Source organism: Streptomyces sp. NPDC088707 (assembly GCF_044752725.1).
Taxonomy (GTDB): Bacteria; Actinomycetota; Actinomycetes; order Streptomycetales; family Streptomycetaceae; genus Streptomyces.
On sequence record NZ_JBIVLV010000010.1, the window covers coordinates 86,031 to 111,856 of the forward strand.

Consider the following 25,826-nt stretch of genomic DNA (forward strand, 5'->3'; position numbering starts at 1 on the left):
CGCGGCCTGAGTGGGCGCGCCGCTGAAGGGAGTGCAACCGTCCGCCGCCGTGTACACGTCATAGGGGCAGTCCTCGGCGAACCGCAGTCCCCCTCCCCTGGAGCAGCCCGTGTCCTCGCCAGCGCCTTCCGAGATCCCCCTCACCCTGACCCCGCAGCAGGCGGCCCAGGGCGTGATCATCACCGTCACGCTGCCCACCGGCCCCGCCCACCTCAGCGTCCGCCCCTGCCGCCACGGCGAACTCGTCGCCGCGCGGCTGGGCGAGAGCACGGTGTACCTGCGTATCACCGTCGCGGGCGGACAGAAGAAGGGCGGCGTCCTCGGCTGCCTGATCCCGCTCGCCGTGCTCGGCGTGATCATCGCGGGCTCGTACGCCCTGAACGACGACAAGGACGACAGCGCGGGCTCGACGGGCCCCGGCCCGATCCCGACGTTCTCCTACCCGCCCCCGCCCACCTTCGACGTGGACGGCACCCCCACCGCCGGCGCCACCCCGACGGAGGAGGAGCCCGACCCGTACGAGAAGGGCACCTGCCTCAACGGCTCGCTCCCGGACTCGACGACCGCGCAGTCCGTGAGCGGCGTCGACGAGGTCCCGTGCTCGGCGTCCGACGCGCACTACAAGGTGATCCAGACGTTCCCGTTCACCTCCGACATGAACCGCTGCAACGCCAACCCCAGGACCCAGTACGCCTTCTCGCACCGCTACACGATGAACGGCGCGGTCGTCAGCCAGTACGTCTACTGCCTGATCGGCCTCGGCTCGTACGCCCGCTGACACCGGCCGGACACGCCGGAGGGGCCGGGCAGCTGCCCGGCCCCTCTTCCTTGCGGTGGTCCGATCGCGTTGCGCACGGGTCCTGTCCGGACGGATCCCCCCTGGTTCCGCCAGGTGTCCCCCAAGCCCGTGTGCTCCCCCGTCGACCGGACCTCCCTCGTCGGCCCCGGCGGCTCCCCCGAAGTCGCCGCCGCGGCCTATCCCCGTCGGGAGTGGTCTACTTGGCCGGCTCCGAGGTGGCGTGCATGTCCTTGGTGGCGATGGACGCGTCGTGACCACCGGTGATCTTCTCGGTGATCGCGTCGATGGCCGGCTCGGACGTGGCGTGCATGTCCTTGGTGGCGATGGACTCGTCGCGGCCACCCGTGATCTTGCCGGTGATCGCGTCGACCGCCGGCTCGGAGGTGGCGTGCATGTCCTTGGTGGTGATGATCGGTTCCTGCTTGATCGGGTCGGTCATGCTCGTCAACTCCTGCGTGTGATGTCCGAGATGGGGGAGATTCGCCCAGCCGTTCCCCCGTGGACAGCTGGGCGAATCTCCGGGGCCGATCACCCTAGTGCTCAGAGGCAGTGGCCCTCATCGGCGACCCGTCTGCCCCCCGACGCGGCGGATCGTCATGGGGAAGAGCATGCCGGGTGGCGATAAACGAACGATGAACGTACTGGCCGGAGGGGTCTAGGCCCTGTCGTCAAACTCCCGTCGTCGCCCGAAGGGCGGGGCAGACGGGAGGTGGACGACACGGCCTAGGCAGCGGTTGCGGGCGTCAGCAGCGCACGCACCTCGGCCGCCTCCGGGGCCCCGAGGGCGTCGAAGATGCCGAGTGCCTCCTGCCAGCAGACCAGCGCCCGGCCGCTCTGGCCGATGCCGAAGAGGGCACGGCCCAGGACGGTGAGGACGTTGCCCCGCCGCCACTCGCCCCCGATACCGCGCAGCACCGTGAGGGCCATCTCGGCGTTCGCTGCCGCCTGGGCATGCCGGCGGGCGGCGATGTCCACTTCGGACAGCCGGAAGAGCGTCATGCCCTCCCACAGTCGCTGCCTGCTGTCGGCGAAGACCGCCAGCGCCTCGCGGAGCTGTTCGGCCGCTGCGGCGAGCTGGTCGTCCTGGGTGAGGGCGAGTCCGAGGGCGTACCGTCCGTTGGCCCCCCGGAGCGCGTGTCCCATCGAGTCGTAGATCTCGGTTCCCTGGCGGGCGAGAGCTATGGCGCTCGGCGTACGGCCCATGGCCAGGTGGATGCGCGACAGATTGCAGAGGGCGCTCGCCTCTCCCGGCTCGTCCCCGATGTGACGGAACCGTTCGATCGCCTCGGTGAGGTACTGCTCCCCCTCCACGAAGCGGTTCTGGTACAGCGCGATGATGCCCCGGGCGTTGGCGGACCAGCAGGCGGGCAACGGATCCCCGGCCCGATCCGCGTGCGGCAGGGCGAGTTCGGCGTCCCGGTCCGCCTCCTTGAAGCGGCCCGCCGTGTGATGGACACCCGCGAGGACCATGAGTGCGCGGCCCTCGGCCCTGGCGTCGGCGTGGCTGCGCGCGGCATCACGGACGACGACGCCGGTCGCCTCGAACTCCCGGGAGTTCGCTCCCGACTCTCCGAGGTCCAGCGACGCCCACAGCAGGTCCACCGCGCGGCGCAGGGTGGCCGGGGACGAGGCCGACTGGCGGACGCACGCCAGGAGGCAGTTCGCCTCCGCGTAGAGCCAGTCCTGGGCCCCGTGGCGGTCGGTGAAGGTCAGTCCCTCGTACGAGGTCGGCTCCAGGTGGTCCACCAGGCGGTCGCCGGGGCGCTCGATCGCGTACACCCGCGCCGCCGTCGACAGGTAGAAGTCCAGGAGGCGGGACAGGGCCGCCTCCTTCTCCGTCGGGGGCTGTTCGTCGCGGTCCGCGCACGCACGCGCGTAGAGCCGCACCAGGTCGTGGTAGCGGTAGCGGCCCGGTGCCGCCGATTCCAGGAGGGACGTGTCGACCAGCGCCTCCAGGAGGTCCTCCGTGTCCCAGAGCGGCAGGTCCAGGACCGCCGCGGCCGCCGCGAGCGAGATGTCCGGGCCGTCCGCCAGGCCCAGCAGCCGGAAGGCGCGCGCCTGCGCCGGCTCCAGCTGCCCGTAGCCGAGTTCGAAGGTGGCCTTCACCGCCAGGTCGCCCGCCTGCAGTTCGTCCAGGCGGCGCCGCTCGTCCGCCAGCTTCGCCGCCAGGACCGACACCGTCCACGTCCGGCGGGCCGCCAGGCGCGAGGCGGCGATCCGGATCGCCAGGGGCAGGAAACCGCAGGCCGCCACCACGTCGAGGGCCGCCTCGCGCTCCGACCGGACCCGCTCCGCGCCCACGATCCGGGTGAACAGCTGGAGCGCCTCCTCGGGGGACATCACGTCCAGGTCCACCAGGTGCGCTCCGGCCAGGTCGACCATCCGGATCCGGCTCGTCACCAGCGCCGCGCAGCCCGCCGTCCCCGGCAGCAGCGGGCGGATCTGCGCCGCGTCCCGCGCGTTGTCCAGGAGGACCAGGACCCGGCGTCCGTCCAGCGTCGAGCGGTACAGCGCCGCCCGGTCGTCGAGCGAGTCCGGAATGGCCGAGTCCGGGGTGCCGAGGGCCCGGAGGAAGGAGCCGAGGACCGTCTCCGGCGCGGCCGCGCGGGAGCCCGCCCCCTGGAGGTCCACGTACAGCTGCCCGTCCGGGAAGTGCGGCCGCGCCTCGTGCGCGACGTGCACGGCCAGCGTCGTCTTGCCGACCCCGCCGATGCCGGCCAGTGCCGACACCGCCATGACGTGGCCCTCGGCCGTGGCGAGCCGGGCGCTCAGCTCCCGTACGAACGGCGCCCGGCCCGTGAAGTCCGGGACCGTCGCCGGGAGCTGCGCGGGACGGGCGACCGGCGCGGCCGCCGGGGCGTCCTCCTCCACCGGGCGGGCGAGTTCGGCGTCGGCCTGCAGGATGCGCTGCTGGAGCCGGGAGAGTTCGGGGGTGGGGTCGACGCCCAGCTCGTCGGCGAGCAGCCGGCGCGTGTCCGCGTACACGGCGAGCGCCTCGGCCTGCCGTCCGCTGCGGTAGAGGGCGAGCATCAGCAGCTCGCGCAGCCGTTCCCGGAGCGGATGCGCGGCGGTGAGCGCGGTCAGCTCGGACACGGCCTCCGCGTGCGCGCCGACCTCCAGGTCGATGTCGAGGCGGTTCTCCAGGAGCGTGAGCCGCCACTCCTCCAGACGGGTCCGCTGCGTCTCGGCGTACGGCCCCGGTACGGAGGCCAGCACCTCGCCGTCCCACAGGTCCAGCGCCTCCGCGAGCCGGTCGCGGGCACCCGCCCGGTCCCCGGCGGCCCGCAGCTTCTCGGCCTCCGCGCCGAGTTCCTGCGCGGTGGCGACGTCGAGCGCGGCGGCGGAGGTGCGCAGGGCGTAGCCGCCGGACTCGCTGACGAGGACCTGTGGGCCGAGTGCCTTGCGGAGCCGGGAGGCGTACGTCCGTACGGCCGCGAGGGCCTGCGAGGGGGACTCCTCGCCCCAGAGGGCGTCGATCAGCTCGGAGGCGGTGGCGGTGCGGCCGCCGCGGAGGAGCAGTGCGGCGAGCAGGGCCCGCTGCTGCGGCGACCCGGTGGGCACGGGCTCCCCGTCCCGCCAGGCCCGGACGGGCCCGAGCACGGCGAACCGGAGCAGTCCGGAGGGGGGCGTGACGGCCTGCGCCTCCGTGTCCGCCCGTCCGCGACCGCCCTCGTCGGGGTTCAGGCCCGTGCCGGCGTCCGCGCCCGTCTTCGGAGCCCGTTGCACCGGGACTCGCGGCCCGTTCTCACGGTCCATAGCTCCCCCTGCCCGTACCGCCCACGCTTGTTTCGCCCTGGACAGTCTGCCTTGTCCGGAGGGAGTCCGTCAGCATCGGGTCGGCCGTAGTCCGGGCCGTGATACGGCCGTAGTGACCCCGTCACACCGTCGATTCCCCGCACGATAGCTGACGGGTCGTCAGATCGACGCTACCGTGAAGGACATGGAGACCTTCCCGAAGATCATCTCGGTGGACGACCACACCGTGGAGCCCCCGCACGTCTGGCGGGACCGGCTCCCGTCCCGGTACCACGACACCGGACCCCGGATCGTCCGCGCCCCGCTCAGGGAAATGACCTTCCTCGGCGGGAAGTTCGCCCCCGTGATGGGGGCCAAGGGGGACGAGGGACCGATCGGCGACTGGTGGGTCTACGAGGACCTGCACCGGCCCCTCACCCGCCTCGACACCGCCGTCGGCTACGACCGCGACGAGATACGGCTCGAAGTCATCACCTACGAGCAGATGCGGCCCGGCTCCCACTCGGTGCCCGAGCGGCTCGCCGACATGGACGTCAACCACGTCCAGTCCGCGCTCTGCTTCCCGACCTTCCCCCGCTTCTGCGGCCAGACGTTCACCGAGGCGAGCGACCGCGAGCTCGGGCTGCTCTGCGTCCGGGCGTACAACGACTGGATGGTGGAGGAGTGGTGCGGGCCCGAGGCGCACGGGCGGCTCATCCCGCTCACCCTCATCCCGCTCTGGGACCCGGAGCTGGCCGCCGCCGAGGTCCGCCGGAACGCCGCGCGCGGAGTGCGGGCGGTCGCGTTCTCGGAGATCCCGCCGCACCTCGGGCTTCCCTCGGTGCACACGGACCACTGGGACCCCCTCTTCCGTGCGTGCGACGAGACCGGCACGGTCATCGCGATGCACATCGGCTCGTCCAGCCGGATGCCGTCGACCTCCGCCGACGCCCCGCCGGCCGTCGGCTCGACCATCACCTTCGCCAACTGCTGCTTCTCGATGGTCGACTGGCTGATGAGCGGCAAGTTCGAGCGCTTCCCCCACCTCAGGATCATGTACGCGGAGGGGCAGATCGGCTGGATCCCGTACATCCTGGAGCGCGCCGACGTCGTGTGGGAGGAGAACCGCGGCTGGGGCGGCGTGGCGGACAAGGTGCTGCGCCCGCCGTCGGAGCTCTTCGCCGAGCACGTCTTCGGCTGCTTCTTCGACGACGCGTTCGGCCTGAGGAACCTCGACGCGATCGGGGTCGGGAACGTCCTGTACGAGACGGACTACCCGCACTCGGACTCCACCTGGCCCAAGTCCAGGGAGGTCGGCGAGGCGCAGATGGGGCACCTGGCCCTGGACGTCGTCGACCGCATCGTCCGCGGCAACGCGATCGACCTGCTGGGCCTGACACCGGAAGGACTCTGGCGGGCGTAGTCCCGCGAACGGCCGGGCCCCTCCGCGGCGGGGGGAGCCCGGCCGTTCCGTCGCCCGGATGGCCCAGCGGGAGGGCCCTCTGATGGCGGAGTGTCGCCGAGTGCGCGCAAATCGTAATCAAGTGTGCGCTTTCTGCACATCACGAGACAGCCAGTGGGTGTCCTCCGGGATGCCCACGAACGGAGCCTGTGACATGACCCCCCACCCCCTCCCGCACCTGCATCCCGCGGACGACGACATGGAACCCGACACCATAGAACCGACTGCAGAGCCCCGCCCGGGCCCCTCCCGCGAGCCGGTTGTCTCCTCGCCCCCGACGCCCGACGTGTCCCCCCTCCCCCACCGGCCCGCGGCGCCCCCGGTGGAGCCGGAGTCCCCGGTCGTGTCGGCGTCCCCCGCCGCATCCGCGTCCCCCGGCGCGGCGGCGGTTCAGCCCGTGACGGCGGCGTCCGCCGACCGGAGGGCGCAGACCATCGGCCGCGGGCCCGCGGCCTCTGCGTCCTCCACGTCCTCCACGTCCTCCGCGGCCTCCGCCCCGAAGACCCCGGACGCCGTCTCGCGGCCCCGGCCCGGCGCCGAGGCGCAGGCTTCCGAGGAGTCCGGCGACGAAGCGGTCCACACCCTCCTGCGCACCGCGGCGACCGAGCGTCCGGTGGAGGAGGTCGCCGCCCTGGTGGCCCGCCTCCAGGAGACCGGCGAACTCTCCAGCCCCGCCGACGTGGCCCTCCGCGCGGCGGCCGTCACCCGTCCCCTGGACGAGGTACGCCAACTGCTCGCGCTGCTGAACGCGTCCGGATACGACCTCCACCAGGCCGAGACCACCCTGCGCGCCGCGGCGGTGGGCCGGCCGGTCGAGGACGTGGTCCGGCTCGTGGGCATCCTCGGCGCCGACAGCAGCGACTGGCGCACCACCGCCGGCGGGAACACCGCGGCGGAGCGGAACGCCGAACCCGGCGGGCAGGGCCACGCGCGCGTCGACGGGGCCGCCGCGACGGCCGCCACCGCTCCGAAGAGGCGTGACCGGGGCGCCGCCAAGGCGCGGAGGTCCACCCTGGACGGCGCGCTGGCGGCGGGCCCCGGCAGCCACGTCGCCTCTCCCGCGCTGAGGTCGGTACTGCGCTGGCCCGCCGCGCTCGCGCTGTTCGTCTGCGGCGTGGTCCATCTGCCGACCGACCTCCCGGGCCTGCGCTCGGGCGGCGACGCGCAGGCGCTCTCCATGGTCGTCACGGTGCTCTGCCTGGCGTGCGCGGCGTGGCTGGCGGCCAGGGACACCCTGATCGCCTGGGCGGCCGCCGCGGGTGCCGCCGTCTTCGTCATCGCGGTCCACGGAGTCGCGGGCGCGCGCACCGTCGAGCTGCTGAGCGGCAGCCTCGGCACCACGTTCGCCTGGGCGAAGGCGCTGGGGCTCCTCAGTGCCGTGGGCATCGTCTGCCTGGCCGCCTCGGCCCTGGTGCGCCACGCGAAGGCGTCCGGCGCGACGGACGGCGCCTGACGCTCCTGACCCGCCCGGCGCATCGGGAGAACGAAGAGGAAGGTCCGCCCCCGCCCGGCAGCTCTCCCCGCTGCCGGGCGGGGGCGGCGCCACGTCCCGGGTGCGCCGGGCGTCACGTTCCCGGGTGCGCCTACCCCTTGCCTGATGGATCGTCAGGTACGAACATGGCCCCGCTCGTGAAAGTGACGGTTCGTCAGATGCGCGGCCGCCGGGCGGCCCGGGCTCAAGGGGGTTCCTCATGGTGGTCTACGGGATGCAGCTGCCGGTCCAGTCGCAGAGCGCGATCTACGCCGAGCCCTGGGAGGCGGCCGCAGGGGCGGCCGATCTGCTCGCCGTAGCCCGCGCCGCCGAGGACCACGGATTCGACTACCTCGCGAGCTGCGACCACGTCGCCATCCCGCGCCGGCTCGCCGAGGCCATGAGCACCGTCTGGTACGACCCGGTCGCCACGCTCTCCTTCCTCGCCGCCGCCACCGAGCGCGTCCGGCTGCTCTCGCACGTCGCCGTCGTCGGGCTGCGCCATCCTCTCGTCACCGCCAAGGCGTACGCGACGCTCGACCACCTCTCCGGCGGCCGGCTCGTCCTCGGGGTCGGCGCCGGGCACGTCCAGGAGGAGTTCGAGGCGCTCGGCGTGGACTTCGCGCGCCGGGGCGCCGTGCTCGACGAGACCATGGACGCGCTGCGGGCCGCGCTCGGGCCCGAGGAGTACCCGGAGCACCTCGGGGAGCGGTTCGCCTTCAAGGATCTCGGGCAGCTGCCCAGGCCCGCCCAGGAGCGCGTCCCGCTCTGGGTCGGCGGCTCCTCCCCGGCCGCCGTGCGCCGCGCCGCGCTCAAGGGCGACGGCTGGCTCCCGCAGGGCGACCCGCGCGAGCGGCTCGCCGCGCAGATCCAGAAGCTGCTGCGGCTGCGCGCCGAGGCCGGGATCGCGGATCCGATCACCGTCGGCGCGATCGCCGGGCCGCTGTACGTCGGCACGCCCGACTGGCCCGTCGGCCGGCGCACCCTCAGCGGCCGCCCGGAGGAGATCGCCGCCTCCCTGCGCGCGTACGGGGAGATGGGCGTGCACCAGATCCAGGTCCGGTTCCGCTCTCGGAGCCGTGCCGAACTCATCGACCAGATGGCGGCCTTCGGCACGGAGGTCGCCCCTCACCTCTAGGGAGCACGGACATGGGCACACTCGACGGGCGGGTCGTCCTCGTCACCGGCGCGGCGCGCGGGCAGGGCGAGCAGGAGGCCCGGCTGTTCGCCGCGGAGGGCGCGAGGGTCGTCCTCGCGGACGTCCTCGACGACGCCGGCGCCGCGCTGGCCAAGGAGCTGGGGGAGGGGCGGGCCGTCTACGTCCGTCTGGACGTGACCAGGGAGGACGACTGGACCGCCGCCGTGGCCCTCGCCAAGGAGCGGTTCGGGAAGATCGACGGACTGGTCAACAACGCCGGCATCCTCCGCTTCAACGAGCTGCTCTCCACGCCCTTGGAGGAGTTCCAGGCGATCGTCTCCGTCAACCAGACCGGCTGCTTCCTCGGCATCCGTACCGTCGCGCCCGAGATCGCGGCGGCCGGCGGCGGGACGATCGTCAACACGGCCTCCTACACGGGCCTGACCGGGATGGCCGGGGTCGGCGCGTACGCCGCCTCGAAGCACGCGGTCCTCGGGCTGACCCGGGTGGCCGCCCTGGAGCTGGCGGCGAAGGGGATACGGGTGAACGCCGTCTGCCCGGGCGCCATCGACACCCCGATGAGCAACCCGGAGGGCGTGGACCCGGCCGCCACGGCCGAGCTGTACCGCAAGCTCGTGCCGCTCGGGCGGATCGGGCGCCCGGACGAGGTGGCGGCCCTCGCGCTGTTCCTGACCGGGGAGGACTCGGCGTACATCACGGGGCAGCCGTTCGTGATCGACGGCGGCTGGCTGGCGGGAGTCAGCCTCTTCTAGACCTACCTGACGACTCGTCAGGTATTGACGGGTCCACCCCGCGGTGCGACAGTCGGGCACATCACGAATCTGACGGCACGTCAGAAACTCACGAGGACGGTGAACCCCCTTGGAATTCGGGATCTTCGTACAGGGATACGTCGGCAAGCGCGCCGAGACCGATCCCGAAGCCGAGCACAAGGCGCTCATGGAGGAGACCGAGTACGTCATCCAGGCGGACAGGTCCGGCTTCAAGTACGCCTGGGCCTCGGAGCACCACTTCCTGGAGGAGTACTCGCACCTCTCCGCCAACGACGTCTACCTGGGCTACCTCGCCCACGCCACCGACCGGATCCACCTCGGCTCCGGCATCTTCAACCCCCTCGCCCCCGTCAACCACCCGGTGAAGGTCGCCGAGAAGGTCGCCATGCTCGACCACCTCTCCGGCGGACGCTTCGAGTTCGGCTCCGGCCGCGGCGCGGGCTCCCACGAGATCCTCGGGTTCATGCCGGGCATCACCGACATGAACCACACCAAGGAGCTGTGGGAGGAGACGATCGCCGAGTTCCCCAAGATGTGGCTCCAGGACGAGTACGTCGGCTTCCAGGGCAAGCACTGGTCGCTGCCGCCGCGCAAGGTCCTCCCGAAGCCGTACGGGAAGTCCCACCCCGCCATGTGGTACGCCGCCGGGTCCCCCTCCTCGTACGCGATGGCCGGCAGGAAGGGCCTCGGGGTCCTCGGCTTCAGCGTGCAGAAGGTCTCCGACATGGAGTGGGTCGTCGAGTCGTACAAGACCGCGATCAAGGAGGCCAAGGCGATCGGCGACTTCGTCAACGACAACGTCATGGTGACCTCGACGGCGATCTGCGCCGAGACGCACGACAAGGCGGTCGAGATCGCGGTCGGCGGCGGGCTGAACTACCTCCAGTCCCTCCTCTTCCGCTACCACGACACCTTCCCGCGGCCCGAGGGCATCCCCGAGTGGCCGGAGCTCCTGCCCGAGTACTCGGCCGAGATCATCGAACTCCTCATCCAGGAGGAGCTGATGATCTGCGGCGATCCGTCGGAGGTCCTGGCGCAGTGCAAGCGGTGGGAGCAGGCGGGGGCCGACCAGCTGTCCTTCGGGCTGCCGATCGGGATCTCGTACGAGGACACGATGAACTCGATCAAGCTGATCGGTGAGCACGTGATCCCGAAGATCGACACGGACCCGGTCCACCGCACGACCCGCTTCCGGCAGTCCGCCGGCGCCTGAGGGCCCCACGCCGGCGGGCGGTGCACGACGAGCGCGGGGTGGTGTCTTCCCGGACCGCCGCCCCGTACCGGCCCCGGCCGGAGGCCGTTCCGCGGCGGCCCCCGGTCCGGGGCACACCCGTGTCCACGTCCAGAAAGGGACCGTCATGCTCGACCACCTCATCACGGGCGCCACCGTCGTGGACGGCACCGGCGCCCCCGCCTTCACCGCCGACGTCGGCATCCGCGACGGCCGGATCGCCGTCGTCGCCGAGCCCGGCACCGTACGCGAGGAGGCCCGGAGCACCGAGGACGCCACCGGTCTCGTCCTCGCGCCCGGCTTCGTCGACCCGCACACCCACTACGACGCCCAGCTGTTCTGGGACCCCTACGCCACCCCGTCCATGAACCACGGCGTCACCACCGTCGCCGGCGGCAACTGCGGTTTCACCCTCGCCCCGCTCCACCCGGACCGGCCCGAGGACGCCGACTACACCCGTCGCATGATGTCCAAGGTCGAGGGGATGGCCCTGAAGGCCCTGGAGGAGGGCGTCGACTGGTCCTGGTCGTCGTTCGCCGAGTACCTCGACGCCCTCGACGGCCGCATCGCCGTCAACGCCGGCTTCATGGTGGGCCACTGCGCCCTGCGCAGGTACGTGATGGGCACCGACGCCGTCGGCGGACAGCCCACCCCCGAGCAGCTGGCGCACATGGTCGCCCTGCTCAAGGAGGCCATGGAGGCCGGTGCGTGGGGGCTCTCCACCACCCAGTCGTCCACCCACTCCGACGGCGACGGCGCCCCCGTCGCCTCCCGGCACGCCGGCCCTGAGGAGCTCATCGCGCTCTCCCGCGCCGTCGGCGAGCACGAGGGCACCCAGCTCGAAGCGATCCTGGCGGGCTGCCTCGACCAGTTCTCCGACGACGAGATCGAGCTGTTCGTCGAGATGACCGCCGCCGCCGGACGCCCGCTCAACTGGAACGTCCTCACCATCGACGCCGCCGTCCCCGAACGCGTCCCGCGCCAGCTCACCGCCTCCGAGCGGGCCCGGAAGTCCGGCGGCCGGATCGTCGCCCTCACCATGCCGATCCTGACCCCGATGAACATGTCGCTCGGGACCTTCTGCGCCCTCAACCTCATCCCGGGGTGGGGCGACATCCTCGGACTTCCCGTCCCCGAGCGGATCGCGAGGCTCCGCGACCCGGACGTGCGGGCCGAGATGCTGCGGCGCGCCGACTCCAGGGAGGCAGGGGTCTTCCGGCGCCTCGCCCACTTCGGGCGGTACGTCATCGGGGACACGTACAGCCCCGAGAACAAGGGCCTCACCGGCCGCGTCGTCGACGACATCGCGGCCGAGCGCGGCCAGGACGCCTTCCAGTGCCTCGTCGAGATCTGCGCCAACGACGACCTCCGGACGATCCTGTGGCCGATGCCCAGCGACAACGACCCGGCGTCCTGGGCGCTGCGCCGCGAGACCTGGGACCACGAGGACGTGCTGCTCGGCGGCTCCGACGCGGGCGCCCACCTGGACCGGATGTGCGGGGCGCCGTACACGACCCGGTTCCTCGGCGACTGCCTGCGCGGCCGGAGACTCGTACCCCTGGAGCGGGCGGTGCGGATGCTGACCGACGACCCGGCCCGGCTCTTCGGACTCCGGGAGCGCGGCCGGATCACCGAGGGCTTCCACGCCGACCTCGTCCTCTTCGACCCGGAGCGGATCGACGCCGGCCCGGCGACCCTCGTGCACGACCTGCCGGGGGACAGCCCGCGACTGGACTCGCGGGCGGTCGGGATCGTGTCGGTGCGGGTCAACGGCGTGGAGACGGTACGGGACGACGAGGTGACCGGGGCGGTCCCGGGGAAGGTACTGCGCTCCGGCCGTGACACGAGGACGGTGGCGACCAGGTGAACCAGAAGCTCTTCATCGGCGGCGAGTGGGTCGAGCCCGACGGCGGTCACTACGAGGTGATCGACCCGGCCACCGAGGAGGTCGTCGGCCTCGCCCCGGAGGCCTCCCGCGCCCAGGTGTACGACGCGGCGGCCGCGGCCCGCGAGGCCTTCGGCTCCTGGTCCCGGACGCGACCGGAGGAGCGGGCCGCGATCCTGGACCGGGCCGCCGACCTGATGGCCAGGGACGCCGAGGCGAACACCCTCCTCGCCCGCGCCGAGACCGGCGCCACCACCGGCACGGCGCGCGGCATGCAGGTCGCCGTCGGCTCGGCCCGCTTCCGGCGGTACGCGCGCGGGGCCATGGAACCGGTCGAGCAGGCGCTGCCCCCGCAGATCAACGAGGCGGGCCCGATGGGGAGGGCCGGGGTGTTCGGCGCGGTGGCGGTCCGCCGCCCGGTCGGCGTGGTCACCTGCATCACCTCGTACAACAACCCCTGGGCCAACCCGGCCGGCAAGATCGCCCCCGCGCTCGCGATGGGCAACACGGTCCTCGTGAAGCCCGCCCCGCAGGACCCGCTCTCCGTGTACGCGATGACCCGCGCCCTGGAGGAGGCCGGCGTTCCGCCGGGCGTCGTCAACGTGGTCACCGGCTCCTCGGTGGAGTCGGGGCAGGCGGCCGTGGACTCCCCGGACGTCGACATGGTGTCGTTCACCGGCTCCACGGCGGTCGGGCAGGCGATCGGCGAGGTCTGCGGCCGCACGCTCAAGCGGCAGCTGATGGAGCTGGGCGGCAAGGGGGCGGCGCTCGTCCTCGACGACGCCGACCTGGATTCGGCGGTGATGGGGATCGGGACGACGTTCTCCTTCTACAGCGGACAGATCTGCACGGCCCCGACCCGGGTGCTCGCCCAGCGCGGGATCTATGAGCGGCTGATCGAGAAGCTCACCGGCTATCTGGCCTTCATGAAGGTGGGGGACCCGGCGGAGCAGGGCACGATCGTCGGCCCGGTGATCTCGGCGGCCCACCGCGACCGGGTGGAGTCGTACGTCGAGCTCGGCCGGAAGGAGGGGGCGCGGGTGGTCGCCGGCGGTGAGCGGCCGGACCTCCCGAAGGGCTTCTACGTGGCGCCGACGCTGCTCGCCGACTGCACCAACGAGATGCGGGTGGTGCGGGAGGAGATCTTCGGGCCGGTCGTCGTGGTGGTCCCCTTCGACGACGAGGAGGAGGGGATCGCGCTCGCCAACGACAGCGACTACGGGCTCCTCGACTACGTGTGGTCGGGCGACGTGGCCCGCGCCTTCCGGATCGCGGCCCGGCTGCGGGCCGGCGGGGTGGGCGTGAACACGATCGGACGGAACATGGAGGCGCCGTTCGGCGGATTCAAGCGGAGCGGGGTCGGACGGGACGTGGGCTCGTACGCGCTGCACGCCTACAGCGAGCTGCAAGCGGTGGTGTGGCCGGGCTGACGACGTCCCCGAAAATTCCTCGGGAAAATTTCGAAACGGACATTTCGGGCCACGCTGCGGTTCCCGCATACCGGACAGGGGTCGACCGACCTACCAGTTGGTCGGCCCGTGCCGTTGGTCGATCTTTCAATCATTGGTGCGTGTCCGCTTCGACCCGTGCAATGCAAGGCGGCGATCGATCAGATGAGCGGATTTTGATCCTCCGGATATGGAAACCGCAGCATTTAACGTCCTGTTCATGACTCAGGTGGAAGCGCGGCCCCAGGCCGGAGACACGGTAAGGGGCGTCAACGCCCCGGGTGACACCGACGGCGCGGCCGGTACGCACGGCGTGCGCACCAAAGGCCTCGGCGGGAACTCCGTCGGCCTCCTCGGCAGTGCCGTCATCGGCATCTCGACCGTCGCCCCCGTCTACTGTCTGACTTCGACACTCGGCTCCACTGCCGGCGAGGTCGGACTGCAGATGCCCGCGATCTTCCTCGCCGGCTTCCTCCCGATGCTCCTCGTCGCCTTCGCGTACCGGGAGCTCAACAAGGTCATGCCCGACTGCGGCACCTCGTTCACCTGGACCGTGAAGGCCTTCGGGCCCCGCATCGGCTGGATGTGCGGCTGGGGCCTCGTCATCGCGACGATCATCGTCCTCTCCAACCTGGCGGGCGTCGCGACCTCCTACTTCTGGCTCCTCGCCGGTGAGATCAGCGGCAGCGAGGCCATCGCCGCCCTGGACGACAACAAAGCCGTCCACATCGTCACCTGCCTGACCCTCATCGCCGCGGCCACCGCGATCAGCTACCGCGGCATGACCGCCACCAAGGGCGTCCAGTACACCCTCGTCGGCCTCCAGCTCGTCGTCCTCGCCGTCTTCGTGGGCATGGCCCTGACGAAGGCCGGCTCCTTCGAGACCTCGGTCGACTTCTCCTGGTCCTGGATGAACCCCTTCGCGGTCCAGTCCTTCGCCGCCTTCACCGCCGGCCTCTCGCTCTCGATCTTCATGTACTGGGGCTGGGACGCCTGCATGGCGACCAACGAGGAGACCACCGGCAGCGCCAAGACCCCCGGCCGCGCCGCGCTCATCGCGATGGTCGTCCTGGTCGGCTCCTACCTGGCCACCGGCATCGCCGCCCAGATGGTCGTCGGCTCCGGCGAGAAGGGCCTCGGCCTCGCCAACCCGGAGACCTCCGACAACGTCTTCGCCGCCCTCGCCGGCCCGGTCATGGGCCCCACGCTCGGCATCCTGCTCTTCGTCGCGGTCCTCGCCTCGGCTGCCGCCAGCCTCCAGACCACGTTCATCCCGGTCGCCCGCACGGTGCTCGCGATGTCCACGTACGAGGCCCTGCCGAAGTCCTTCACCAAGGTCCACCCGGTCTTCAAGACCCCCGGCAAGGCCACGATCGTGGCCGGTGTCGCCACCGGCGTCTTCTACACCGTGATGACCCTGCTCAGCGAGAACGTCCTGGTCGACACCATCTACGCGCTCGGCCTGATGATCTGCTTCTACTACGCGCTCACGGCCTTCGCCTGCGTCTGGTACTTCCGCGGAGAGCTCTTCCGCACCGGCCGGGACTTCGCCTACAAGGGCCTGATGCCGCTGCTCGGCGGACTGATGCTGACGGCCGTCTTCGGCAAGACGCTGTACGACATGTGGGACCCGGCGTACGGCTCCGGCTCCGCGGTCTTCGGCGTCGGCTCGGTCTTCGTGATCGGCGTCGGACTGCTGCTCGTCGGCGTGGTCATCATGCTGGTCATGCAGCGCCGGAGCCCCGCGTTCTTCCGCGGCGAGGTCCTGACGAAGGAGACGCCGTCACTGGTGGTCGCCGACTGAGTCCGGCGGAGCGTTCCTGAGTCTTCGAGAACACGAAGGTGGCGGGCCCGTGGGGGGTCCCGCCACCTTCGTCCTTCGTCGCCCGCGGACGGTCAGTGGTGTCCGGGGAGCAGGCGCTCCACCGCCGTGTTCGCGGGCGGCAGCTCCGGCGTACCGGCCGGCTTGGCCTTCGGGGTCAGGACGCCGCTGAGCGGCACGACCGACGGCAGGTTCACCCCGCCCGCGTCGGCGGCGGCGCTTCCGGCGGCGGCGAGGCCGCCGGTCGCGGCGAAACAGGTCAGGGCGACTGCGGTGAGCATCTTCTTCATGCCCGCACCAACGCGGACGGCATGGATCCGGTTACGAGGGCGCTCCCGGAGCCTCCCTCGGGCGCGTCCCTAGGATGCGTCCATGCACGGGGAGACGAACTGGTCGCTCCGCCCCGCTCGGGCGGACGACATCGAGGCGATCGCGGAGCTGCGGGCCGTCGTCATGCGGGACGACCTGGAGCGCCTCGGACGCTACGACGAGCACCGGGTGCGACAGCGGCTGCGCGACGGCTTCTCGCCGCAGCACACCTCGGTCGTCGAGGTGGACGGCGGCTTCGCGGGCTGCGTGACCCTGCGCCCGTACGAAGGCGGTGCCGGCTTCCACCTGGAGCACTTCTACCTGGCCCCCGGGGCCCAGGGGCGGGGCCTCGGGACGGCGGTGCTGCGAGAGCTCCTCGCCCGGGCGGACCAGGCCGCCGCCCCGGTCCGCCTGGTCGTGCTCCAGGGCAGCGCCGCCCGCCGCCTCTACGAGCGGGAGGGCTTCACGTACGAGTCCGAGGACCCGGTGGACGTGCTGCTCGTACGCGAGCCACGGGTCGCCGCCGCCCCCGCCTGACCGGCCGGCCGCGCCCTCGTCAGAGGGCGACTCCGGCCGGCTGGCGGACGGTCACGTTGATCCGGTTGAACAGGTTGGTGACCGCCACCATCAGGACGATCGCCGCCAGCTGCTTCTCGTCGTAGTGGTCGGCCGCGGCGTCCCAGACCTCGTCCGGCACGGCGTCCGAGGCGTCGGCGAGCCGGGTCGCCGCCTCGGCCAGGGCGAGGGCCGCGCGCTCCTCGTCGGAGAAGTACGGGGCCTCGCGCCAGGCGGCGACGGCGAACAGCTTCTCGTCGCTCACGCCGTTCTTCCGGGCGCTCTTCGCGCCGTAGTCGACGCAGAACCCGCAGCTGTTGATCTGGCTGGCCCGCAGGTGCACCAGCTCCAGGGTCGACTCCGGGACACCGCCCGCGCGGGTCGCCTTCACCAGCTCCTGGATCGCCGGGCCGGCTCCGGGGAGGACGTAGGCGGGGTTGGTCATCCGGGGGGTGGTCGCGTGCGCCATGGTGATCGCTCCTCAGCGTCTCGGTGTGCGGTTTCGGTTGCCTTCACCGCACTGACGAAGCGGACGCGAAAGATGTGACACCCCCCGGGCTCCCGTTCTCTACGCCTCCGAAGCCTCCGATGCCTCGGCGATGAGGGCGGTGGCGACGGTGCGGAAACCGAGGCGCCCGTACAGCCGGGCCACGTCCGCGTCCGACGCCGACAGGAACACCAGCTCCACACCGCGCGACCGGGCGTCGGCCACCAGCGCGGCCGTCACCGCGAGACCGAGGCCCCGGCGCCGGGCCGCCGGGACCGTACCGACGCCGACGACCTCGGTCACCGCCCCGACGGGCTGGTGCTGCCCCGCAGAGAGCGCCGTGCCGGCGTCGTCGAGGGCGGCCGAGAGATGGGTGAGACCCGCCGCGATCCGACCGGCGACCTGGGCGACGGCATCCGGCGTCGGCTCGGCGCCGAAGGCCGCGTACGGAGCGGCGACCGCGCTCGCCAGGAACGGATCGCGCGCGCCGACCATCCGTACGGTGACGCCCTCGGGCCCGGCCACCGGGAGCCCGTCGCCCTCGAGGACCATCAGCGGATGCTCGTGGACGGTGAGCCCGCTCGCCTCCACTGCGGCCCGCAGCCCCGGCGTCGTCTCCGCCACCCACTCGAACGCCTCGGGCACCCCCAGCTCCCGCTGCCGCGCCCGCACCCGGTCCACGTCGGCGACCGTCACCTCCCCGTCGTATCCGAGCGCGGGCCGCGCGTAGTACGGCCAGCCCGCGCCCTCCCGCACGAACAGGGTCAACGGCCCGAACGCCTCGGCGCGGGCGGCGGAACGGGGCACGGCGTCGTAGTACGACTCGATTCTCTTCAGCACGCGCCCACGCTAGGCGCCGAAGCGGCAGGCCGCCCGCGTATTTCCCCGCCCCCGGCGTTCGTGACCCTGGCGCGTACCCGTGAACGCCCGGCCGACGCGGAACGCACTCGTGTCGCACCCCTCGGCAATCCGGGCCGCACGCCCTACCGTGCCGCTATGCGGATCTCGACCACGATCTTCCTGACCGACGAGACCATCAGCCCCGTGCGGCTCGCGCGTGAACTCGAACAGCGTGGGTTCGGCGGGCTCTACCTCCCCGAGCACACCCACATCCCCGTCGCCCGGGACACGGACTACCCGGCGGGCGGGGAGCTGCCCCGCGAGTACGGCCGCACCCTCGACCCCTTCGTCGCCCTCGGCCAGGCCGCCGCCGTCACCGAACGCCTCGCGCTCGGCACCGGCGTCACCCTGATCACCGAACACGACCCGATCGCCCTCGCCAAGCAGATCGCGACCCTCGACCATGTCTCCGGCGGCCGCTTCACCCTCGGCCTCGGCTTCGGCTGGAACCGCGAGGAGGCAGCCGACCACGGCGTGGAGTGGCGCACCCGCCGGGAGCTCGGCCGCGACCGACTGAACCTGATGCGAGCGCTCTGGTCTCCCGAACCCACCTCCTACGAAGGTGAGTTCGGCCACTCGGTCCGCGCCTCGGAGGCCTGGCCGAAGCCCATCGGCGGCGCGCCCCGCATCCTCCTGGGCGGCGCGGCGGGCCCGAAGCTCTTCGCCCAGATCGCCGCGCAGGCGGACGGCTGGATGCCGATCGGCGGCCGCGGCCTGACGGAGTCGCTCCCGGTCCTGAAGGAGGCCTGGGAGAAGGCGGGTCGGGACCCGAAGACCCTGGAGATCGTCCCGTACGCCGTCCTCCCGACCCGCGGCAAGCTCGCGCACTACGCGGAACTGGGCTGCGAGGAGGTCGTCCTCCAGCTCCCCCCGGCCGCCGAACCGGAGGTCCTGCGCGTCCTGGACGCGTACGCCGAGTACCTCTGATCCCTTGACTTCGGGATACGTTCCGAAGTGGCGTCGACCCATGCTGACCCAGAGTGTCCCCTTCTCCGAGCTCTCCAAGAACTCGAAGCGGGTCGCCGCCGCGGACGACGGGGCGGGTGTCCCCCCGTGAGGCCGAAGCGCGGCGACGACATGGCTCCGCCCTCGGTCGGCGAGGAGTGGCACCCGCTTCGCGACGAACGAGGCGGCCGAGGGCTACGCGGCGCCTCGGCGCCCGAAGGACACCGACTGACCGCTTGGCCGGATTCGCCGCTTCCTGCGGGGACCCGAAGCCTGCTCGTGGTGCCCGCTCGTATGCTCGGTTCATGACGGATGACCAGGAAGCTCGCCCCACCGCGAATGCCATGCGCCGTGCTCTGAAGCGGGCCAGGGACGGGGTCGCGCTCGATGTCGGTGAGGCGGCCGTGCTGTTGCGGGCGCGGGGGGAGGATCTGGCGGATCTGGTCGCGTCCGCGGGGCGGGTGCGGGATGCCGGGCTCGCGGCGGCCGGGCGGCCGGGTGTCATCACGTACTCGAAGAGTGTGTTCATACCGCTGACCCGGCTGTGCCGGGACAAGTGCCACTACTGCACCTTCGTCACCGTCCCTGGCAGGCTCCGCCGGGACGGGCACGGGATGTTCATGTCGCCGGACGAGGTCCTCGACGTCGCCCGGCGCGGCGCGGAGCTGGGCTGCAAGGAGGCGCTGATCACCCTCGGGGACAAGCCCGAGGACCGCTGGCCCGAGGCCCGTGAATGGCTCGACGCGCACGGATACGACGACACCATCGCCTATGTCCGGGCGATGGCCATCCGCATCCTGGAGGAGACGGGGCTGCTGCCGCACCTGAACCCCGGGGTGATGTCGTGGACGGACTTCCAGCGGCTCAAGCCCGTCGCGCCGTCGATGGGGATGATGCTGGAGACGACCGCGACCCGCCTGTGGTCGGAGCCCGGCGGCCCCCACCACGGCTCCCCGGACAAGGAGCCCGCCGTCCGCCTCCGTGTCCTTGAAGACGCGGGGCGGTCCTCGGTCCCCTTCACCTCCGGACTGCTCCTTGGGATCGGGGAGACGCTGGAGGAGCGGGCGGAGTCGCTGTTCGCGCTGCGGCGGGTCTCGCGGGCGTATCACTCCGTCCAGGAGCTGATCATCCAGAACTTCCGTGCCAAGCCGGACACGGCCATGCGCGGGATGCCGGACGCCGAGCTCGACGACCTGGTCGCGACCGTCGCCGTCGCCCGGCACATCATGGGCCCCTCCGCCTGCCTGCAGGCCCCGCCCAACCTCGTCGACTCCGCCTACGAGCGCCTCATCGCCGCCGGCATCGACGACTGGGGCGGCGTCTCCCCCCTCACCATCGACCACGTCAACCCCGAACGCCCCTGGCCGCGGATCGAGGAACTCGCCGAAAGGTCGAGGACGGCAGGGTTCGAACTGCGGGAACGGCTCTGCGTGTATCCGGAGTTCATCACCCGGGGTGAGCCGTGGCTCGATCCGCGTCTCCTCCCGCACGTCCGCGCGCTCGCCGACCCCGAAACGGGGCTGGCGAACCCCGACGCCCCGGTGCGCGGTCTGCCCTGGCAGGAGCCGGACGAGGCGTTCACCGCGTCCGGCCGGACCGATCTGCACGCCACCATCGACACCACCGGCCGCACCCGTGACCGCCGTGACGACTTCGACGACGTCTACGGCGACTGGGACGCCCTCCGGGAGGCAGCCGCCCCCGGGATGGTGCCCGAGCGTGTCGACTCCGACGTCCGCGAGGCCCTCGCCGTCGCCGCCGACGACCCCACCAAGCTCACCGACGCCCAGGCGCTGGCGCTGCTCCACGCCGACGGGCCGGCGCTCGACGCGCTGACCCGTATCGCCGACGACGTGCGGAAGTCCGTCTCCGGTGACGATGTGACGTACATCGTCACCAGGAACATCAACTTCACCAACGTCTGCTACACCGGCTGCCGCTTCTGCGCCTTCGCCCAGCGCCGCACCGACGCCGACGCCTACACCCTCTCCCTCGACCAGGTCGCCGACCGAGCCGAACAGGCCTGGAACGTCGGCGCCGTCGAGGTCTGCATGCAGGGCGGCATCCACCCCGACCTGCCCGGCACCGCCTACTTCGACATCGCCCGCGCCGTCAAACAGCGTGTCCCCGGCATGCACGTCCACGCCTTCTCCCCCATGGAAGTCGTCAACGGCGCCACGAGGACGGGCCTGTCCATCCGCGAATGGCTCACCGCCGCCAAGGAAGCCGGACTCGACTCCATCCCCGGCACCGCCGCCGAGATCCTCGACGACGAAGTCCGCTGGGTCCTGACCAAGGGCAAACTCCCCACCGCCACCTGGATCGAGGTCGTCACCACCGCCCACGAACTCGGCATCCGCTCCTCCTCCACGATGATGTACGGGCATGTCGACCAGCCCCGCCACTGGCTCGGCCACCTCCGCACCCTCTCGCGCATCCAGCAGGAGACCGGAGGATTCACCGAGTTCGTCACCCTCCCCTTCATCCACACCAACGCACCCGTCTACCTCGCCGGCATCGCCCGCCCCGGCCCCACCCACCGCGACAACCGCGCCGTCATCGCCATGGCCCGCCTCCTCCTGCACCCCCACATCCCCAACATCCAGACCAGCTGGGTCAAACTCGGCACCGAAGGCGCCGCCGAGATGCTCCGCTCCGGCGCCAACGACCTCGGCGGCACCCTCATGGAGGAGACCATCTCCCGCATGGCCGGATCGAGCTACGGCTCCTACCGGTCCATCCGCGACCTCGAAGCCATCGCGGCCACAGCAGGCCGCCCGGCCAAACCCCGGACCACCCTCTACGGCCACGTGCCGGAGGAACGACAGCGCACGGCGAGGGCGTCGGACGGACACCTCCCGGAGCTGCTGCCGGTCCTTCCGCAGGAGTAGCCAGGAGTAGCCAGGAGTAGCCAGGACGGGCCAGGAGCAGCGGGCGCCGTTCCGTGGCCGCGGTGGAGAGGGGCGTGCGTGACTCGTGTCAGGGGGTTCATGACGCGGATCGTTCACGTCATGCCCAAGCCTCGGGCGAACTGCGGTCAAAAGTGAACTGAAGGGCTTCAGATCACATAACGTTCCGGCCCCCGAACGGACGTACCCGGTCCATTACAGTGCTGCGCAGACCGGTCTACGGGGGGAGGGCACGTCGTGGCCACGACAGCCGCGGCCGTGTGGGGCCGCGCCGAACAGCAGGACTTCCGCGCCCGCGTACGGGGCTGTCTGCTCGGCGGAGCCCTCGGTGACGCCCTGGGCGCCGGCGTCGAAGGGCTGACCCTCGCCGAGATCAAGGACGCCCACGGACCTGACGGACTCGGCGAGCCCGCGCCCGCGTTCGGCCGCCGCGGCGCCGTCACCGCCGCCACCCAGATGGGGCTCTTCACCGTCGACGGCCTGATCCGCGCCCAGGTCCGCCGCGACACGGGCGCCTGGCACCCGCCCACCGACGTCCACCGGGCGCATCTGCGGTGGGCCGCCACCCAGCGCGACTGGGGCCCCGACGAGCGCCGCAAGGACAACGGCTGGCTCGCCCGCGAGGAATGGCTCTACGCCCGCCGCAACCCGTCCCGCGCCTGCCTCACCGGTCTCGGCGACGAGATCCTCGGCACCCTCGACAGGCCCAAGAACCCGGAGGCCGCCGACTCCGGCGCCCTCGTCCGCTCCGCCCCCTTCGGGCTGCTCGTCGGCTGGGAGCCGCAGCTCGTCTGCCAGCTCGCCGTGGAGTGCGCCGCCCAGACCCACGGCGCCCCGGCCGCCGGCCTCGCCGCCGGCGCGTTCGCGGTCGTCGTCCACGGCCTCGCGCGCGGCGGCTCCGTGGAGGCGGCCGTCGACCGGGCCCTCGGGCAGCTGGCGGCGCGCCCCGGCCACGAGCCGGTCACCGAGGCGCTGGGCCGCGCCGTCGGAGCCGTACGGGAAGGGGTTCCGGATCCGGAGCGGGTGGCCGCCCTGGGGGCGACCGAGGACCGGGCGGAGGGGCAGCTGGCGGCGGCCGTGTACTGCGCCCTGGTCGGCGAGGACGTACGGCACGGGCTGCGGCTCGCGGTGAACCACGACGGGCCGTCGGCGGTGACCGGGGCGCTCACGGGCGCGCTGCTGGGCGCCCTGCACGGCGAGACGGCCCTCCCGCCGGCCTGGCTGGCCGAACTGGAGGGCCGTGCGACGGTCCTGGAGCTCGCGGACGACTTCTCGATGGAGATGACGCAGGGGGCGGCCCTGCACAGCCCGACGGAGTCGTCGCCGGGCTGGCTGGCGCGCTACCCGAGGGCCTGATCAGAAGGCCTCACCGGGGGTCACCCGAGGAGTCGACCGTCAGGGGGTCACCCGAGGGGCTGGTCCGCGCGCTCGCCGCCCTGTGCGGGGATCGCGGCGCCGCCCTCGTCTTCCGGGTCGGTGCCGATCCGGGCGAGCAGCGCGTCCCGTTCCGGGGTGTCCTCGGGCTTGAGGAAGCCGATGAGCACGTACAGGACGAGGGACGTGGCGAGCGGCGAGACGATCTGGATCTGGAGCTCGATGCCGTCGAGGCCGTAGTTGGTGAGCCAGAAGACGAAGAGTCCGGCGGCCCAGGAGACGAGGGCCGCGGTCGGTCCGGACTTCCGGAAGGTGCGGAGCAGGCCGAGCATGAAGGGGATCGCGATCGGCCCCATGAGTCCGGCGACCCACTTGATGACGACGGTGATGATGTCCTTGAACGTGGGGGAGTTGACCTGGGTGGCGATGGCCATCGACAGCGCGAGGAAGGCGATCGTCGACCACCGCGCGGCGAGCAGCCCGGCCTTCTGGCTCCAGCCGCGGGCGGCCTTGCTGACGGCGGGGGCGATGTCACGGGTGAAGACGGCGGCGATGGCGTTGGCGTCGGAGGAGCACATGGCCATGGTGTGCGAGAAGAAGCCGACGACGACGAGGCCGAGGAGGCCGTGCGGCAGCAGCTGCTCGGTCATCAGGGCGTACGAGTCGGAGGCGTCGGGCTTCTTCGGGTCGACGAGTAGCGGCGCGACCCACATGGGGAAGAAGAGGACCAGCGGCCAGATGAACCAGAGCACCGCGGAGAGCCGGCCGGAGCGGGTGGCCTCGCGGGCGTTGGGGGTGGCCATGTAGCGCTGGGCCTGGTTCCACATGCCGCCGCTGTACTCGAAGGTCTTGATGAAGAGGTACGCGAGGAGGAAGGTCAGCGTGTACGGGCCGGCCGTCGGCGCGGTGTGGCCCTGGAGCTCGGGCCGGTCCCACACGGTCCACAGCGCGCTGAAGCCGCCGAGCTTGCCGAGGACGGCGACGAGCATGGCGACGCCGGCGAGGAGCTGGATGACGAACTGGCCGAGTTCGGTGAGGGCGTCGGCCCAGAGTCCGCCGACGGTGCAGTAGATGCCGGTGACCACGCCGGTGATGAGGATGCCCTGGTTGAGGGAGATGCCGGTGAAGACGGAGAGCAGGGTGGCGATGGCGGCCCACTTGGCGCCGACGTCGACGATCTTCAGCAGGACGCCGGACCAGGCGAGGGCCTGCTGGGTGGGAAGGTTGTAGCGGTCCTTGAGGTATTCGAGCGGGGAGGCCACCTTCAGGCGGGAGCGCAGCCGGTTGAGCCGGGGCGCGAAGAGGCTCGCGCCGATGGCGATACCGATCGCGATGGGGAAGGACCAGGTGACGTAGGACGTGACGCCGTAGGTGAAGGCGATGCCCGCGTACCCGGTGAACATCACCGCGCTGTAGCCCGACATGTGGTGGGAGATACCGGAGAGCCACCAGGGCATCCGGCCGCCGGCCGTGAAGAAGTCGGAGACGGTGTCCACCCGCTTGTGGGACCAGACACCGATCGCGACCATCACGCCGAAGTAGCCGATGAGCACGGCCCAGTCGAGACTGTTCATGGAGCCCCCTCCAGGGGTTCTGGTCCGCCTTGTGAACGCCGTTCATGGTGTGGCGAGTTGCAAGGCAGGGACAATGCAATGGAGGGTCAAGGGACAGTAAAATCGTTCTGTTTACTGACCCTTGTTCATGTCCATGAACCAGTCCCGCGTGAAATCGGCGCGGAATCAGAAGGTTCCTGCGGGTATCAGCGCATCAGCTCCCCGGCGTTGACCAGGAGGGACTGACCCGTGATAGCCCGCGCCCGGTCCGAGGCGAGGAAGGCTGCCGCCTCCGCCACGTCCCCGTCCGTCGCGAGCTCCGGCAGCGCCATCCGCTCGGTGAGCCGGGCGAGCACCTCCGCCTCGGGGACCTTCTCGGTGTGCGCGGTGAACTGGACGAAGGCCTGCACCGGAGGCCCCCACATCCAGCCGGGGAGCACGGTGTTGACCCGGATGCGGTGCGGCCCGAGCTCGTGCGCGAGCGAGTACATCGCCGAGGTCAGCGCCCCCTTCGACGCCGCGTACGCCGCCTGCCGCACCTGCGTGGGCGCGGCCACCGCCGACTGCGTGCCGATCAGGACCACCGAACCCCCGTGCTCCTTGAGCGCCGGCAGGCAGGCCCGGGTCATCCTCAGGGTCCCGAGCAGGTTGACGTCCAGGACGCCCTGCCAGGTCGCGAAGTCGGCGTCCTCCAGACCGCCGAAGTAGGAGTCCCAGGCGGCGACGTGGACCACCGCGTCGATCCCGCCGAAACGCTCGGTCGCGAGGGCGGCGAGGGCCTCGCACTGGGCCTCGTCGGTGATGTCGGTGGCCCGGTAGGCGGTACGGCCCCCTTCCGGGTCGATCTCGGCGGCGGACTTGGCGAGATTGGCCTCGGTGCGGGCGCCGAGGACCGCGTTGCCCCCGTCCCGTACGACCGTCTCGGCGATGCGATGGCCGAGTCCCGCGCCGACGCCCGACACGACGACCGTCTTCCCCTGGAGCAGCATCCGGGTCCTCCCTGGGCCTG

The 25,826-nt window shown here is 72.0% G+C and carries 20 protein-coding genes; 13 read left to right on the forward strand and 7 right to left on the reverse strand.

The annotated features are described in order from the left end of the window. Positions 1-109: 109 nt before the first annotated feature. Positions 110-778 carry a hypothetical protein gene (locus ACIP84_RS27885; RefSeq protein ID WP_401801299.1) on the forward strand — a complete coding sequence of 223 codons (669 nt, stop codon included), beginning with the start codon at positions 110-112 and terminating at the stop codon, positions 776-778. Between the two features lie 217 nt (positions 779-995). Here ACIP84_RS27885 and ACIP84_RS27890 read toward each other — a convergent pair whose 3' ends face one another. Both ACIP84_RS27890 and ACIP84_RS27895 read right to left on the reverse strand, forming a co-directional pair. Further along, a complete protein-coding gene (locus ACIP84_RS27890; RefSeq protein ID WP_355970094.1) occupies positions 996-1,238 on the reverse strand; it encodes a hypothetical protein in 243 nt (80 codons plus the stop codon). A 284-nt stretch (positions 1,239-1,522) separates the two neighbouring features. Then, positions 1,523-4,555, reverse strand: a complete 3,033-nt coding sequence (locus ACIP84_RS27895; protein ID WP_401801302.1) for a BTAD domain-containing putative transcriptional regulator — start codon at positions 4,553-4,555, stop codon at positions 1,523-1,525. Positions 4,556-4,739: 184 nt separating this feature from the next. Here ACIP84_RS27895 and ACIP84_RS27900 point away from each other — a divergent pair, with 184 nt between their 5' ends. The 8 genes from ACIP84_RS27900 (at position 4,740) to ACIP84_RS27935 (ending at position 15,767) form a co-directional block, all read left to right on the forward strand. Then, positions 4,740-5,957, forward strand: a complete 1,218-nt coding sequence (locus ACIP84_RS27900) for an amidohydrolase family protein (protein ID WP_401801305.1) — start codon at positions 4,740-4,742, stop codon at positions 5,955-5,957. Positions 5,958-6,150: 193 nt separating this feature from the next. Then, complete coding sequence (locus tag ACIP84_RS27905) at positions 6,151-7,449, forward strand: hypothetical protein (protein ID WP_401801308.1); 1,299 nt, start codon at positions 6,151-6,153, stop codon at positions 7,447-7,449. A gap of 238 nt (positions 7,450-7,687) precedes the next feature. Then, a complete protein-coding gene (locus tag ACIP84_RS27910; protein WP_401801310.1) occupies positions 7,688-8,605 on the forward strand; it encodes an LLM class F420-dependent oxidoreductase in 918 nt (305 codons plus the stop codon). 11 nt (positions 8,606-8,616) lie between these two features. Further along, complete coding sequence (locus tag ACIP84_RS27915; protein WP_401801313.1) at positions 8,617-9,378, forward strand: SDR family NAD(P)-dependent oxidoreductase; 762 nt, start codon at positions 8,617-8,619, stop codon at positions 9,376-9,378. A gap of 109 nt (positions 9,379-9,487) precedes the next feature. Beyond that, a complete protein-coding gene (locus ACIP84_RS27920) occupies positions 9,488-10,612 on the forward strand; it encodes an LLM class flavin-dependent oxidoreductase (protein ID WP_355969849.1) in 1,125 nt (374 codons plus the stop codon). Between the two features lie 145 nt (positions 10,613-10,757). Further along, a complete protein-coding gene (locus tag ACIP84_RS27925) occupies positions 10,758-12,497 on the forward strand; it encodes a D-aminoacylase (protein ID WP_355969851.1) in 1,740 nt (579 codons plus the stop codon). Continuing rightward, entirely contained in the window at positions 12,494-13,945 is a 1,452-nt protein-coding gene (locus ACIP84_RS27930; protein ID WP_355969854.1) for an aldehyde dehydrogenase family protein, read from the forward strand. Before ACIP84_RS27925 ends, ACIP84_RS27930 begins: the two co-directional genes overlap by 4 nt. Positions 13,946-14,183: 238 nt before the next feature. Beyond that, positions 14,184-15,767: an APC family permease gene (locus tag ACIP84_RS27935; protein WP_355969856.1), complete on the forward strand. Its 1,584-nt coding sequence runs from the start codon at positions 14,184-14,186 to the stop codon at positions 15,765-15,767. 92 nt (positions 15,768-15,859) lie between these two features. Here ACIP84_RS27935 and ACIP84_RS27940 read toward each other — a convergent pair whose 3' ends face one another. Beyond that, positions 15,860-16,075, reverse strand: coding sequence for a hypothetical protein (locus ACIP84_RS27940; protein ID WP_355969858.1), 216 nt, complete (start codon positions 16,073-16,075; stop codon positions 15,860-15,862). An 82-nt stretch (positions 16,076-16,157) separates the two neighbouring features. Between ACIP84_RS27940 and ACIP84_RS27945 the strand changes: the two genes are divergently transcribed. After that, entirely contained in the window at positions 16,158-16,631 is a 474-nt protein-coding gene (locus tag ACIP84_RS27945; RefSeq protein ID WP_401801318.1) for a GNAT family N-acetyltransferase, read from the forward strand. Between the two features lie 19 nt (positions 16,632-16,650). Here the strand turns inward: ACIP84_RS27945 and ACIP84_RS27950 are convergent, their stop codons facing one another. After that, on the reverse strand, positions 16,651-17,118 hold the full coding sequence (locus ACIP84_RS27950; protein ID WP_355969863.1) for a carboxymuconolactone decarboxylase family protein: 468 nt from the start codon (positions 17,116-17,118) through the stop codon (positions 16,651-16,653). Between the two features lie 99 nt (positions 17,119-17,217). Beyond that, positions 17,218-17,976, reverse strand: a complete 759-nt coding sequence (locus ACIP84_RS27955; RefSeq protein WP_401801321.1) for a GNAT family N-acetyltransferase — start codon at positions 17,974-17,976, stop codon at positions 17,218-17,220. Between the two features lie 156 nt (positions 17,977-18,132). On the opposite strand from ACIP84_RS27955, the gene ACIP84_RS27960 reads away from it, so the two are divergent. From ACIP84_RS27960 to ACIP84_RS27970, 3 genes are all read left to right on the forward strand, one after another. Further along, entirely contained in the window at positions 18,133-18,963 is an 831-nt protein-coding gene (locus ACIP84_RS27960; protein WP_401801324.1) for an LLM class F420-dependent oxidoreductase, read from the forward strand. Positions 18,964-19,286: 323 nt separating this feature from the next. Then, positions 19,287-21,872 carry a bifunctional FO biosynthesis protein CofGH gene (locus ACIP84_RS27965; RefSeq protein ID WP_401801327.1) on the forward strand — a complete coding sequence of 862 codons (2,586 nt, stop codon included), beginning with the start codon at positions 19,287-19,289 and terminating at the stop codon, positions 21,870-21,872. 255 nt (positions 21,873-22,127) lie between these two features. After that, positions 22,128-23,246 carry an ADP-ribosylglycohydrolase family protein gene (locus ACIP84_RS27970; RefSeq protein WP_355964116.1) on the forward strand — a complete coding sequence of 373 codons (1,119 nt, stop codon included), beginning with the start codon at positions 22,128-22,130 and terminating at the stop codon, positions 23,244-23,246. A 47-nt stretch (positions 23,247-23,293) separates the two neighbouring features. Here the strand turns inward: ACIP84_RS27970 and ACIP84_RS27975 are convergent, their stop codons facing one another. Continuing rightward, positions 23,294-24,838: a sodium:solute symporter family protein gene (locus tag ACIP84_RS27975; RefSeq protein WP_355964115.1), complete on the reverse strand. Its 1,545-nt coding sequence runs from the start codon at positions 24,836-24,838 to the stop codon at positions 23,294-23,296. A 185-nt stretch (positions 24,839-25,023) separates the two neighbouring features. Beyond that, positions 25,024-25,806, reverse strand: a complete 783-nt coding sequence (locus ACIP84_RS27980) for an SDR family oxidoreductase (RefSeq protein WP_401801330.1) — start codon at positions 25,804-25,806, stop codon at positions 25,024-25,026. Positions 25,807-25,826 lie beyond the last annotated feature (20 nt).

Bases quoted from the DNA above. Each gene is read 5' to 3' on its own strand.
- ACIP84_RS27940 (WP_355969858.1), bottom strand. From the start codon at position 16,075: ATGAAGAAGATGCTCACCGCAGTCGCCCTGACCTGTTTCGCCGCGACC.
- ACIP84_RS27960 (WP_401801324.1), top strand. From the start codon at position 18,133: ATGCGGATCTCGACCACGATCTTCCTGACCGACGAGACCATCAGCCCC.
- ACIP84_RS27895 (WP_401801302.1), bottom strand. From the start codon at position 4,555: ATGGACCGTGAGAACGGGCCGCGAGTCCCGGTGCAACGGGCTCCGAAG.
- ACIP84_RS27905 (WP_401801308.1), top strand. From the start codon at position 6,151: ATGACCCCCCACCCCCTCCCGCACCTGCATCCCGCGGACGACGACATG.
- ACIP84_RS27915 (WP_401801313.1), top strand. From the start codon at position 8,617: ATGGGCACACTCGACGGGCGGGTCGTCCTCGTCACCGGCGCGGCGCGC.
- ACIP84_RS27935 (WP_355969856.1), top strand. From the start codon at position 14,184: ATGACTCAGGTGGAAGCGCGGCCCCAGGCCGGAGACACGGTAAGGGGC.
- ACIP84_RS27900 (WP_401801305.1), top strand. From the start codon at position 4,740: ATGGAGACCTTCCCGAAGATCATCTCGGTGGACGACCACACCGTGGAG.
- ACIP84_RS27950 (WP_355969863.1), bottom strand. From the start codon at position 17,118: ATGGCGCACGCGACCACCCCCCGGATGACCAACCCCGCCTACGTCCTC.
- ACIP84_RS27945 (WP_401801318.1), top strand. From the start codon at position 16,158: ATGCACGGGGAGACGAACTGGTCGCTCCGCCCCGCTCGGGCGGACGAC.
- ACIP84_RS27965 (WP_401801327.1), top strand. From the start codon at position 19,287: ATGACGGATGACCAGGAAGCTCGCCCCACCGCGAATGCCATGCGCCGT.
- ACIP84_RS27980 (WP_401801330.1), bottom strand. From the start codon at position 25,806: ATGCTGCTCCAGGGGAAGACGGTCGTCGTGTCGGGCGTCGGCGCGGGA.
- ACIP84_RS27910 (WP_401801310.1), top strand. From the start codon at position 7,688: ATGGTGGTCTACGGGATGCAGCTGCCGGTCCAGTCGCAGAGCGCGATC.
- ACIP84_RS27925 (WP_355969851.1), top strand. From the start codon at position 10,758: ATGCTCGACCACCTCATCACGGGCGCCACCGTCGTGGACGGCACCGGC.
- ACIP84_RS27975 (WP_355964115.1), bottom strand. From the start codon at position 24,838: ATGAACAGTCTCGACTGGGCCGTGCTCATCGGCTACTTCGGCGTGATG.
- ACIP84_RS27890 (WP_355970094.1), bottom strand. From the start codon at position 1,238: ATGACCGACCCGATCAAGCAGGAACCGATCATCACCACCAAGGACATG.